This is a genomic window from Streptomyces subrutilus, from assembly GCF_008704535.1.
GTDB classification, from domain to species: domain Bacteria; phylum Actinomycetota; class Actinomycetes; order Streptomycetales; family Streptomycetaceae; genus Streptomyces; species Streptomyces subrutilus.
In genome coordinates this window covers 431,291-443,518 of sequence record NZ_CP023701.1, presented here as the reverse complement: position 1 = coordinate 443,518, position 12,228 = coordinate 431,291, and the positions used below count along the sequence as shown (strand labels likewise).

Sequence of the window (12,228 nt, the reverse complement as noted above, 5' to 3'; positions counted from 1 at the left end):
TCCTGACTGTCCTAACTGTCCTGGCGCGCGGCGGCCGCGTCGGCGGTCGCCGCGACGAGCGTGTCGAGGTGGGCGGCGAGGTCCCGCAGGCGGGGGTGGGCGTAGACGGCCTTGACCGCGAGGGAGACGCCCAGTTCGGCGCGGACCCGCGAGACCAGCTTGATCGCGAGGAGCGAATGCCCGCCCAGCTTGAAGAAGTTGTCGTCCGGCCCGACGTGCGCGGCGCCGAGCACGGTCGCCCAGACGCCCGCGATCAGCTCCTGCGAGCGGGTCAGCCCGGCCGTGGACGCGGCGGTCGCGGCGGCGGGAGCCGCGGCGGCCGGGGCGGGCAGCGCGGCCCGGTCCAGCTTGCCGTTGGCGGTGGTCGGGAAGCGGTCCACGGCCACGAAGGCCGAGGGGACCATGTAGGCGGGCAGGGCCGCGGCCAGCCGCTCGCGCAGCAGGGCCTCGGTGACCGCGGCCGTCCCGGCCCGGTAGTACGCGACCAGCCCCGGCGCTCCGTGGACCTCGTCCAAGAGCAGGACGGCCGCCTCCGCGACCCCCTCGCCCGCGGTCAGCGCGGCCTCGACCTCCGGGAGTTCGATGCGGTGGCCGCGCAGCTTGACCTGCCCGTCCGCCCGCCCCAGGTACCCCAGGCGGCCGCCCGGCAGCAGGCGCACCAGGTCGCCGGTGCGGTACATCCGCCCGCCGTGCTCCGGGGCGCCGTCCGCGCCCGGGGTCCCGGAGTCGGCCACGAACCGCTCGGCCGTCAGCGCGGGGCGGCGCCGGTAGCCGCGGGCCACGCGCGGGCCCGCCAGGTACAGTTCGCCGCTCTCGCCCGGACCGACCGGGTTCAGGTCCGCGTCCAGCACCCGCATCCGCAGGCCGGGCAGCACGCTGCCGATGTGCGGCGTGGCGTCGCCCGGGTCGACCCAGCCTGCGGTGGAGTCCACGGTGCACTCGGTGGGCCCGTACAGGTTGACCGTGCGCAGCACCCCCTGGGCGTCCTTCTCGCCGAGACGGCGCCACAGGGCGGGGCTGATCGCCTCGCCGCCGACCAGCAGGGTCAGCGGGCGCGGCCCGCCGTCCGCGCTGATCAGGTCCAGCAGCGGATCGGCGTGCGAGGGGGTGATGTCGAGGTCCGTCAGCGCCTGTTCGTCGATCAGCCGGGCCAGCAGCGCCGGGTCCGCCCGGGTGTCCTCGTCGATCATCACCAGGGTGTCGCCCCGGCAGACGCGGACCCACTGCTGCACGGAGGCGTCGAAGGACGGCGAGGCGTTCCAGCCGACCCGCCCGCCCCGGGTGACCGCGATGCCCGCGCCCTCCAGCTCGGCGAGGAGCGCGGAGGCGGCGGCCCGGCCGATCTCGACGCCCTTGGGACGGCCGGTGGAGCCGGAGGTGTAGATGACGTAGGCGAGGGAGTCGCCGGAGACGGGCACCGGCGCGAACACCGGGTCGGGCCCGTCGTCCGGCGCGGTCAGCTCCGCCACGGCCAGGTGCGCGACGTGCGGGGCGAGCGGCTCGGCGTCCGGGCCCGCCGTGACGACGAGGTCGGCGCCGGCGTCCTCCACCAGGTAGCGGCGCCGCTCGGCCGGCAGCTTCGGGTCGACGGGCAGGTAGGCGGCGCCGGCCGTCAGGGTGCCGATCAGGGCGGCTACCAGGTCGGCCCCGCGCGGCAGGCACAGCGCCACCACGCTCTCGGGTCCGATGCCGCGCGCGGCGAGCCGGGCGGCGATCCGCATGGCCTCGGCGCGCAGCGCGCCGAAGGTCAGTCCGCGGTCGCCGGCCGCGACGGCGGCCCGGTCCGCGGGCGCCTGCGCGAGGCGCTCCAGCAGGTCGACGGGGGCGTGCGGGGCCCCGTGGGTACGCGGGCGCTCGGGAAGTACGGCGGTCATGGTGGTCACTCCCCGGCGAAGACGGTGGTGGACGGCTGGGTGGCGGGCGCGCAGTCGGCGAGCGCGACCGGCTCGCCCATCGCGACGAGGATCTTGCGGTCGCCCTTGTACGACTCGCGGCCGTGCGCGCACAGGATGTTGTCGACGAGCATCAGGTCGCCCTGCTGCCAGGTCTCGCGCACCGTCACCCGGTCGTAGACGTCGTTGATCACGTCGACCTCGGCGTCGGTGAGCCGGGTGCCGTCGCCCAGGTAGGTGTTGAAGGGCAGGCCGTCCTCGCCGTAGGTCTCCACCAGCACCTCGCGGACGTCGGGGTCCAGGGTGCGGCTGTTCCAGAAGGCGAAGTGGTTGAACCAGGTGTGCTCGCCCGTCACCGGGTGCGTGACGATCGCGGACCGGCGCTGCCGGGTGATCATCGAGTCGTCCTCCTCGACCCACTCGTAGCCCACCGTGTTCTCCTCGCAGTACGCCTCGGCGACGGCCTTGTCCTCGGTCGCGAAGGTCTTGTACCAGGGCAGTCCGGCGAGTTCGGAGTAGTTGCGCACGAGCAGCCAGCCGGCCCGCGCGAACCGCTCGACCAGCTCCGGCGGCAGCAGGCGCAGCGCCTCGCGCATGTCGCCGACGGTGGTGGCGCCGCCCTCCTCGGGGGCGATCACGCAGCCGAACAGCAGGACGCCGGGGAAGTCCAGGGTGTAGCTGTTCTCGTTGTGGAGCCGGATCGGCTGTACGGCCGGCAGGTCGGTGGAGGAGAAGACGCCCTCGCCGAAGTCGGTGCGCGGCGTGGCCTTCTCCTTGTAGCCGGCCCGCTGCAGGATCAGCGCGTCCCGGGCGGCGGCGAAGGAGGCCGCGTCCGTGACCGGCAGCCCGCGCAGCAGGACGGCGCCGGAGCGGTGCAGCTCGGCCTGGATGTCGGCGCGGTGGTCGGTCAGCCACGCGACGGCCGTCTCCAGGTCCGCGCCGGCCGGGGTCGGGACGACGACGGGCTTGCCGCTCTCGCGGATCGGGCTGATGCCGGTCTGGGTGGGGGCGTCTGCGAACGTGGTCATGGAAGGTCCTTAACGGGATGCGGAGTTCGGATCGGTGGAGGGGGCGCGGTCAGGCCGCGGCGGCGGCCGGCACGTGGCCGCCGGGGGCCCGGGCAGGGTCGAGGACCGGGCCCAGGACGGAGAAGAACGCGGGCAGCTGCTGCTGGAAGTAGAAGTGGCCGCCGGGCAGGACGTGCGTCGCGAAGGCGCGGTCGGTGATCTCCGCCCAGCGGTCCAGCGAGGCCGCCGGCGCGACCGGGTCGGCGTCCCCGCCGATCACGGTCACCGGGCAGTCCACCCGGGCCGCGGACTCCTCGCAGCGGTAGACGTCGTCGATGGCGAAGTCGGCGCGGATGGACGGGACGATGATCTCCCGCAGCTCGGGTTCGTCCAGGATGCCGTCATCGGTGCCGCCGCGCGCCTTGATCGCGGCGACGAGCTCGTCGTCGTCGAGCCGTTCGGGGTGGACGGCGCACGGGTTGGCGAGGAACGGGGCCCGGCAGGCCGAGGCGACCAGGGCGCGCGGGGTGCGCCCGGCCGTCTGGAGGGCGCGCACCACCTCGAAGGCGACCAGCGAACCCATGCTGTGCCCGAGCACCACCAGGTCCTCGGTGGTCCCGGCGGGCAGCGAGGCCACCACCGGGCCGGCCAGGTCGGCGATCGTACGGGGCAGCTCCTCGGCGAAGCGCGCCCCGCGGCCCGGGTACTGGCCGATCAGCAGACGGACGTCGGCGGGCAGGTACCGGCGCCACTCGGCGTACGCGTGCGCGTTGCCGCCGGCGTGCGGCAGGACCAGCAGGGAGGTGCGCTGCGGGCCGTCGCCCGGCAGGTCCCACACCACGTCGTCGGGCGCGGGCGTGAAGTCCGGGTGGGTGTCGTCGGTCATGAGGAACTCCGTTCCTGGTCGGGAGTGCGGCGGCGCAGGGCGGGCCTGGCCCGCCGGGGCGCGGCGGCCGGTGCGGCGAGCCGCAGGCCCTCGATGTGCTGGGCGAGGGTGGCGGGGGTGGGGTGTTGGAAGACGTCGCGGAGGGTGAGGGTGACGTGGAGGGTGGCGGCGATGCGGTTGGTGAGGCGGGCGGCGAGCAGGGAGTGCCCGCCGTGGTCGAAGAAGCTGTCGTCGATGGAGAGCCGCGCCCTCGTGTCGAGGGCGGCCGTGAAGTGTGCGAGGACCGTGGCCTCCAGCTCGGTCCGCGGTGCGCGCCCGCCGATCGTGTCCGCCGCCTGGGGGACGGGCAGGGCCCGCTTGTCGATCTTCCCGTTGGGGGTCAGCGGCAGCCGGTCGAGGAGTACGACGAAGGCCGGGACCATGTGGTCGGGCAGCAGCGTGCGCAGCCAGAGCCGGACGCCCTGAGGGGAGAGGCCGGGGTCGCTCGCGACGAGGTAGGCGGTGAGCTGGGGCGTGTTGTGGTGGTCGGGATGGGTCGCCAGGGTCGCCTGGGTGATCTCGGGGTGGGTGGTGAGGACCGTTTCGATCTCGGTGGGTTCGATGCGGAACCCGCGGATCTTGATCTGGGTGTCCGTGCGCCCCATGTAGTGCAGGTTGCCGTCGGCGTCCCAGTGGGCCTGGTCACCGGTGCGGTAGAGGCGGGAGCCGGGCGGCCCGAAGGGGTTGGGCACGAAGTGGGCGGCCGTGACGGTGGGTTGGGCGAGGTATCCGTGGGCCAGGCCGTCACCGGTCAGGTAGAGCTCCCCGGTCGCTCCGGGCGGGGCGGGGCGCAGGTGCCCGTCGAGCACGTAGGCGTGCTTGTTGGTGAGCGGGCGTCCGATGGAGACCGTCACGGTCGGGCTGTCGGAGGCCGGGATGGGATGGGTGGTGGTGAAGCCCATGGACTCGGCGGGGCCGTAGCCGTTGGTGATGGTGAGGTGCGGATGGCGCCGGTGGAGGCGGTGGACGTGGGTGGGGGAGGCGGGTTCGCCGCCGGTGTAGACGATGCGCGTGGTGGCGAAGGTGTCGGGGTGCTCGTCCGTGAGGTAGTTGAAGAGGCTGGAGGAGAGCTGGAGCATCGTGACGCCGTGGCGGGGCGCCAGCTCGGCGATGAGCGCCGGCTCGGGACGCTGCCCGGGCTGGAGGACGGTGGTGCCGCCGTGCAGGAGCGCGCCCCAGAATTCGAGGCTGAAGGCGTCCCAGGAGACGGGGGAGCACTGGAGGAAGGTCTCGGCGGGGCCGAAGGAGGCGTAGGTCTGGGCGGTGAGGGTGGACACGAGGTTGCGGTGGCTGGAGAGGATGCCCTTGGGGCGCCCGGTGGAGCCCGAGGTGAACATGACGCAGGCCACGTCGTCCGCGGTCAGCGGGGTGCCCGGGCGGGAGTCGGGGTGCGCGGCGATGGCGGCCCGGTCGGCGTCGGCGAGGGTGGTGTTCCACGGGCCGGCCAGGCGTTTGTGGTGGTGGGTGCTGGTGACGAGGTGGGTGACGGCGGCGTCGCGGGCGGTGGTGGCCAGGCGTTCGTCGGGGAACTCGGGGTCGAGGAGGGCGTAGCCGGCGCCCGTCTTGAGGGTGGCGAGGAGGGCGGTGGCGAAGTCGGCGCCGCGGTCGAGGAGGATGCCGGCGAGCCGGCCGCGGCGCAGGCCCCGGGCGGCGAGGTGGTGGGCGAGCCGGTTGGCGCGGGCGTCGAGCTCGCCGTAGCTGAGCCGGTCGTCGCCCGAGACGACCGCGACGGCGCCCGGACGCAGGCGCACCTGCTCCTCGAAGCGGTCCACGAGGGTGGCCCCGCCGATGTCGCTGCGCACGCCCGTCCACTCCTCCAGGACCTGCCGCCGCTCCGCCTCCCCCAGCAGCTCCAGCTGCGAGAGCGGCGCCCCGGGATCCGCCACCACGTGCTCCAGGGTGCGGCGCAGCATCGACGCCAACCGCTCGACGGTGGCCCGCTCGTACACGTCGGAGCTGTACAGCACGGCGCCCGTCAGGGAACCGTCCGGCTCGGCGTGCAGCAGGAACTCCAGGTCGAACTTGACCGCCCCGGTCGCCAGCGGTTCGGCGGCGCCCGCCCGAAGGCCCGGCAGCCGCGGCGTCACCGCGGGCCCCGATTCCAGGGCCAGGCAGATCTGGAACAGCGGGTGCCGCGACAGCGAACGGGCCGGGTTCACGGCCTCCAGCACCAGGTCGAACGGGGCCTCCTGGTGGGCGAAGGCGTCCAGATCGGCGGCGCGCACCCGGGCCAGCAGCTCCCGGAAGGCGGGATTGCCCGAGGTGTCGGTGCGCAGCACCAGCGTGTTGACGAAGAAGCCCACCAGATCCGACAGCGCCTCGTCCGAACGTCCCGCGACCGGTGAGCCGAGGGGGATGTCCGTGCCCGCCCCGAGCCGGGTCAGCAGTGCGGCCAGCGCCGCCTGGAGCACCATGAACGCGGTGCACCGCTCGGCGCGCGCCAGCGCCACGATCCGCTTGTGCAGCTCGGGCCCGAAGTCGACGCGGACCGCCCCGCCCCGCTGGCCCGCCACCGCCGGCCTGGGCCGGTCGTGGACCAGGTCGAGTTCCTCGGGCAGGTCCGCCAGCGCGGTCTTCCAATAGGCGAGCTGCTCGGCCAGGACGTCGCCGCCGGCCAGTGCGGCCCGCTGCCAGAGCGCGTAGTCGGCGTAGTCCGCCGGCAGCGGGGCCCAGTCGGGAGCGCGGCCGGCCAGCCGGGCGGCGTAGGCGGTCGACAGGTCGTCGAAGAGCGGGCGCAGCGACTGGCCGTCGGTGGCGATGTGGTGGAGCAGGACCAGCAGGGTGGACCGCTCCTCACCGGTCCGCAGCAGCGTGACCCGCAGCGGGTGTTCCGCGGCCAGGTCGAAGGAGTGCCCGGCGGCCGCCAGCAGCGCGCCCTCCCGTTCCTCCGGCGCGACCGTGCGCACCTCGAACACCGGCTCCCCCGCCGGATCGACCACCTGCCGCGGATCGCCGTCCGCGGTCGTGAACCGGGTCCGCAGCGGCTCGTGCCGTCCGACGAGGTCGCCCAGGGCCGCGCGCAGGGCGTCGAGGTCCGGTACGCCGTCCAGTCGGACGGCCATCGGCACGTTGTACGAGGTCCCCCCGGCCTGTAGCCCGGACACCAGCCACAGGCGCTGCTGGGCGAAGGACAGCGGCAGCAGCTCGGGCCGGTGCGCGCTCCGGGTGAGCGCAGGCAGCGCCGGGCGGCCCGACAGGGTCTGGATGTGCCGGGCGAGGGTGGCGGGGGTGGGGTGTTGGAAGACGTCGCGGAGGGTGAGGGTGACGTGGAGGGTGGCGGCGATGCGGTTGGTGAGGCGGGCGGCGAGCAGGGAGTGCCCGCCGTGGTCGAAGAACCCGTCGTCGATGGAGAGGGGCGCGGGGGCTCCGAGGACCTCGCCGACCAGGGTCCGCACGATCTCCTCCAGCTCGGTGCGCGGCTGGCGCCCCCCGGAGGACAGCGGCGGTTCGACGGCCGGCAGGGCCCGCTTGTCGATCTTCCCGTTGGCCGTCAGCGGCAGCCGGTCGAGCACCGCGAACTGCGCGGGCACCATGTGCTCGGGCAGTCGGTCGCGGAGCCATCCCCGCAGGGCGGCCGGCCCGAGCTCGGGGCCGGGCGTGAGGGTGAGGTAGGCCGTCAGGTGGGTCGTGTGCAGGAGGGTGGCCTGCGCGACGCGGGGGTGGGTGGTGAGGACGGTCTCGATCTCGGTGGGTTCGACGCGGAAGCCGCGCACCTTGACCTGGGTGTCGGACCGGCCCGTGTAGTGCAGGTTGCCGTCGGCGTCCCAGTGCGCCCGGTCGCCGGTGCGGTAGAGGCGCGAGGCGGGCGGGCCGTAGGGGTTGGGCACGAAGCTCGCCGCGGTGGTGGCGGGCTGGGCGAGGTAGCCGTGGGCCAGGCCGTCGCCCGCCAGGTACAGCTCGCCGGTGGTGCCGGGCGGCGAGGGGCGCAGCCGCGCGTCGAGGACGTACGCGTGCTTGTTGGTCAGCGGCCGGCCGATGGGCACCGTGCCCGCCGCCCGCTCCGAGACCGGGACGGGGTGCGTGGTGGTGAACCCCATGGACTCGGCCGGGCCGTAGCCGTTGGTGACGGCAAGATCCGGGTACAGCCGGTGCAGCCGGTGGACGTGGGTGGGGGAGGCCGGCTCGCCGCCCGTGTAGACGATGCGGGTGGTGGCGAAGGTGCCGGGGTGCTCGTCGGTCAGGAAGTTGAAGAGGCTGGACGACAACTGGAGCATGGTGACGCCCCACCGCGGGCACAGCGCGGCGATGACCGCGGGCTCCGGGCGCTGGCCCGGTTGGAGGACGGTGGCGCCGCCGTGGAGCAGGGCGCCCCAGAACTCCAGGCTGAAGGCGTCCCAGGACACGGGCGAGCACTGCAGGAAGACCTCCCGCGGCCCGAAGCGCGCGTACGTCTGCGCGGTGACGGTGGAGACCAGGTTCCGGTGCGAGGACAGGATGCCCTTGGGGCGCCCGGTGGAGCCGGAGGTGAACATCACGCAGGCGGAGTCGTCGGCCGTCAGTGCGATGCCCAGGGGACCGGACGGCCGCCGGGCGACGGCCGCGCTCTCGGCGTCCACCAGCACGTTCGCCCAGGGGCCGCTCACCCGGGCGTGGTGCGCACCGTCGCTGACCAGGACCCGCAGGCCCGCCTCGGCGGCCGTGCCGCCCAGGCGCTCGTCGGGGAACTCGGGGTCCAACAGGGCGTACCCGGCGCCGGTCTTGACCACGGCGAGCACGGCGACGGCGAAGTCGAGGCCCCGGTCGAGCAGCACGCCGGCCAGGTCGCCGCGCCCCAGACCCCGTGCGCGCAGGTGCCGGGCGAGCCGGTTGGCGCGGGCGTCGAGCTCCCCGTACGTGAGCTCCTCGTCCCCGAAGACCAGGGCGCGGGCGCCGGGATGCAGGCGCGCCCGCTCCTCGAAGCGGTCGACGAGCGTGGCCGCTTCGATGTCGGTGCGCCCGCCGGTCCACTCGTGCAGGACCTTGCGCCGCTCCTCCTCGTCCAGCAGCTCCAGCGCGGACAGGGGCAGATCGGCCGACTCGACGGCCCGCTCCACGAACCGCACGAACCGGTCCTGGTGCCCGGCCACCGCCGCGAGGTCGCACACCTCGGGCGCGGCGTCGAAGTCGATCCGCAGCCCGCCCTCCGGCCCGAGGTCGTAGACGCCGACCGCCAGGTCCTCCACCGGCCCGTTGCTCAGGTTGTGCTGGGTCGTCGGGAACCCGCAGAAGCGCATCCCCGGCGCGAACGCCATGATGTTCACCAGCGGCGCCGTGATCCGCCGCTCGGCCTCGCCCAGCCCCAGGTCCCGGCAGATGTCCTCGTACCGGGTGCGCTGGTGCGCCAGCCCCTGCCGGGTCTCCTCGACCGTGGCCGCCAGCAGCTCGGCGAGCGTGCCGTCCGGCGCCACCGGCACCCGCAGCGGCACCACGTTCGACATCATGCCGGGCGTCCGCCGGGCCAGCTCCGTCCGCCGGCTCGTCACCGGCAGGCCCAGCACCGGCTCGGGGCTGCCGCTCACCCGGTGCACGTACGCCCCGACCAGCGCGATCACCAGCATCGTCCACGGCGCCCGGTGCTCCCGCGCCACCTCCCGCAGCCGGTCCGCCCGGTCCGGCGGCAGCACGACCGTGCGCCGTACGAAGGGCAGCGCGCCCGGCGCCGTCCCCCCGCTGCGGCCCTCGCCGAGCCGCGGGGTCTGCGGCAGCCCCGCGAGGTGCGCGGCCCAGTGCGCCCGGTCGGCGGCGGCCTCCGGCGACCTCCGGTATCCGGCGTCCTCGGCCAGCAGCGCCTCCAGCGTCCCGAACGGGCTGGGGCCCCAGTCCTCGCCGGCCCCGGCCCGCTCGTACAGCTCCACCAGCCGCCGGTCCATCAGGGCGATGCCCAGTCCGTCGATGACCAGGTGGTGGAAGGCGTGGAAGTAGTACCACCGCGGCTCCCCGGCGGCCGTCCGGCCCGCGCTGATCAGGAGGTGCCGGCTCAGCCAGTCCGCCGCCAGGTCGAAGGGCCGGGCCAGCTCCGCGTCCATCCGGTCGCGGGCCGCCGCCGCGGGGTCCGCCTCGCCGCCCAGGTCCAGCAACTCCAGCCGCCGGTCGCCCGGTTCGCTCCGGACCAGCTGCCACAGGCCGCCGTCCTCGTCCGAGCCGGTGCCGCGGACGCGCAGGGTGTCCGCCTCGCGGACCAGCTGGTACCAGGCCCGGGCGAACAGGGCCGGATCCAGGTCGCCCAGGATCTCCCGGTACTCCCCGATGTTGTAGCGGCACCCGGAGGCGTCGAGACCGTGGGCCATCCAGATGTCGCGCTGCGCCGCCGAAAGCGGCAGCCGCACAGCGGCCGGCCCGTGCACGGTGCTCTGTTCAGACGGCGTGGGGGACATGCTCGGGCTCCTCAAGATGGTCTCCGCGGCGGGCTGTCGGGATCTGCTCCGTGACCCGACACGAGATCGGTCGTGCGGTCCGGCCGTACGCAATCCAACCGGCGGGCCCCCGTTCCCGGCGGCAGTTGCTCCGGCACTCGGCGAGCAGTTCAGGAGGCAGCGGCGGCAGTGGCGGCAGTCGCACCCGCCGTCGCACCCGCCGTCGCGGTCGGCGGCGCACCGCAGGCGGCCCGTACCAGGCCCAGCACCCGGAAGCGGGAGCCGCCCCCCTCGTGCGCGGTCCGCACCGCGCCGCTGAGCAGCAGCTCGCGCAGCATCCGGCCGGACTCCGCCAGGCCGCTGCCGGTCAGGCCGGTGATCCCGGCGAGCTCGAACTCGTCCCCGGCCCGCCCGCACAACGCCTCCAGCAGGCCCCGGGCGGGGGCCGAGAGCCGCTCCAGCCGCCGGTGCAGGGCGCCCCGGAAACCATCGGACCCGGCGCGGCCGCCGAGGTGGTCGAGCAGGGCCACCGGATCCTCGTCGAGGCCCTGCCACAGGGCCGCCAGATCGCACACCACCAACCAGGACGCCGCCGCGGCCAGCGCCCCCGGATGGCCGTCCAGCCGCCGGCAGACCCGGGCCGCGTACTCCCGGTCCGCCGCCGTCGCCGTGGACTCGGGCCGCACCCGCCGGACGTGGTCCAGGAAGAGCCGCACCGACGGGGCCGCGGCGTCCGCCACGCCGACCGCCGGCACCTCCAGCGGGGCCAGCAGGAAGATCCGCTCGCCCGGCACCTCCCACGGCTGGTCCGAGGTCACCAGCAGCCGCAGCCCGGGGCAGGCCCGCAGCAGCCCGGTCAGCCGGTCGAAGCGGACCGGGCCCGCCGGGGCGCCGTCGAGCACCAGCAGCGCGGACTGCTCACCCAGCAGTTCGGCGAGGGCGTCCACCGCGCCCCCGTCCGCCCCGGCCGCCGCCGGACCCTGCACCTGTGCCACCGCCGCCGCGGTCCGTGCCGTCAGCTCGCCCTCCGCGCAGCCCAGGTGGTCCGCCGTCGCGCCCGGGGAGGTGTACCAGAGCACCGGCATCCCGGCCGCGTGCAGCCGCTCGGCGACCGCCAGCGCCAGCCGCGTCTTGCCCACCCCGGTCAACCCCACCAGGTGGACCAGCCGTTCCGCCCCGGAGGACAGCTCCGTCTCCAACGCCGCCGCCTCGGCGTCCCGGCCCACGATCGGGTGCAGGGCCGTCGGCGGCGCCGGAGGCTGCTCCCAACCGGCCCCGGTCGCCCGGCCCTGCTGGGCGGCGGCCTCCAGGGCCGCCCGGGCCCGCGGCCCCAGCCGCAGCGCGTCGGCCATCAGACGCACCGTGTCGGGGCGGGGCCGTCTCGCCTTGCCCTGCTCCAGGTCGCGGATGGCCCGCACGCTGATGGTCGACAGGTCGGCCAGCTCCCGCTGGGTGAGCCCGATCCGCAGCCGGTGGGTCCGTATGAGCCCTCCCAGGCGGGAGGTCTCCGGTGCGGGAAGGGTGGCGGCGGCGACGGCGGCCGTGCTGTTCATGTGCGCTCCCGGCGGTGGTGGTGGGGAACGGCTGGGCCTGGGGTGACGCGGCCCGGTTCCTGACTCCCATCGTCGGCAGCGCGCTATCGCCCCGGCATCGCCGGACGAACAGCCCGCGGCGGCCCGTCCTATCCCCGCCGGGGCCCGCCGCCGCCCGGGCCGGACGCCTGTCGCGGACGGCGGCCGCACCTATCACGGCGGATGGGGATCCGTGATAGCGCGGCGATAGGAGCGGGGCCGGTGCGGGGATTCCGGCCGTTCCTAACGTGGTGCCCAGAACGAAGGAAGCGCCCCGGAAGAACCGGAGCGCACCGACGAAGGGACCCGGACATGACCGTCACCCGCGCACTGCGCACCGCGTTCGTCACCGTCGCCATCGCCGGGGCGGCCGTGTTCGGCACCCAGGTCGCCCAGGCCGACGGCCCCGTCACCCCGGCCCCGGCCGGCGCGACCGCCCCGCAGCCCACCCCGACGCCGAGCACCACCACCGACACCAACCCCTGGGACTGACCCCACCCG

Annotated in this window: 6 protein-coding genes; 1 reads left to right on the top strand and 5 read right to left on the bottom strand. The window is 75.2% G+C overall.

The genetic code is table 11. From position 1 onward, the window contains the following. Nucleotides 1-11: 11 nt before the first annotated feature. The 5 genes from CP968_RS01935 to CP968_RS01915 form a co-directional block, all read right to left on the bottom strand. On the bottom strand, nt 12-1,874 hold the full coding sequence (locus CP968_RS01935) for a non-ribosomal peptide synthetase (RefSeq protein WP_150516321.1): 1,863 nt from the start codon (nt 1,872-1,874) through the stop codon (nt 12-14). A 5-nt stretch (nt 1,875-1,879) separates the two neighbouring features. Continuing rightward, nucleotides 1,880-2,920 carry a TauD/TfdA family dioxygenase gene (locus tag CP968_RS01930; RefSeq protein WP_150516320.1) on the bottom strand — a complete coding sequence of 347 codons (1,041 nt, stop codon included), beginning with the start codon at nt 2,918-2,920 and terminating at the stop codon, nt 1,880-1,882. 49 nt (nt 2,921-2,969) lie between these two features. Then, a complete protein-coding gene (locus CP968_RS01925; RefSeq protein ID WP_150516319.1) occupies nt 2,970-3,785 on the bottom strand; it encodes a thioesterase II family protein in 816 nt (271 codons plus the stop codon). Beyond that, nucleotides 3,782-10,177: a non-ribosomal peptide synthetase gene (locus tag CP968_RS01920; protein ID WP_150516318.1), complete on the bottom strand. Its 6,396-nt coding sequence runs from the start codon at nt 10,175-10,177 to the stop codon at nt 3,782-3,784. Before CP968_RS01920 ends, CP968_RS01925 begins: the two co-directional genes overlap by 4 nt. A gap of 149 nt (nt 10,178-10,326) precedes the next feature. Further along, the gene (locus CP968_RS01915) at nt 10,327-11,709 is read right to left on the bottom strand and encodes a helix-turn-helix domain-containing protein (RefSeq protein WP_150516317.1); all 1,383 of its coding nucleotides are present in this window, start codon (nt 11,707-11,709) and stop codon (nt 10,327-10,329) included. Between the two features lie 330 nt (nt 11,710-12,039). Here CP968_RS01915 and CP968_RS01910 point away from each other — a divergent pair, with 330 nt between their 5' ends. After that, on the top strand, nt 12,040-12,219 hold the full coding sequence (locus tag CP968_RS01910) for a hypothetical protein (protein ID WP_150516316.1): 180 nt from the start codon (nt 12,040-12,042) through the stop codon (nt 12,217-12,219). Nucleotides 12,220-12,228 lie beyond the last annotated feature (9 nt).

What these genes read in the sequence shown, in the direction of transcription:
- CP968_RS01920 (WP_150516318.1), bottom strand. Translation starts at nt 10,177, where the DNA reads ATGTCCCCCACGCCGTCTGAACAGAGCACCGTGCACGGGCCGGCCGCT.
- CP968_RS01915 (WP_150516317.1), bottom strand. Translation starts at nt 11,709, where the DNA reads ATGAACAGCACGGCCGCCGTCGCCGCCGCCACCCTTCCCGCACCGGAG.
- CP968_RS01910 (WP_150516316.1), top strand. Translation starts at nt 12,040, where the DNA reads ATGACCGTCACCCGCGCACTGCGCACCGCGTTCGTCACCGTCGCCATC.
- CP968_RS01935 (WP_150516321.1), bottom strand. Translation starts at nt 1,874, where the DNA reads ATGACCGCCGTACTTCCCGAGCGCCCGCGTACCCACGGGGCCCCGCAC.
- CP968_RS01925 (WP_150516319.1), bottom strand. Translation starts at nt 3,785, where the DNA reads ATGACCGACGACACCCACCCGGACTTCACGCCCGCGCCCGACGACGTG.
- CP968_RS01930 (WP_150516320.1), bottom strand. Translation starts at nt 2,920, where the DNA reads ATGACCACGTTCGCAGACGCCCCCACCCAGACCGGCATCAGCCCGATC.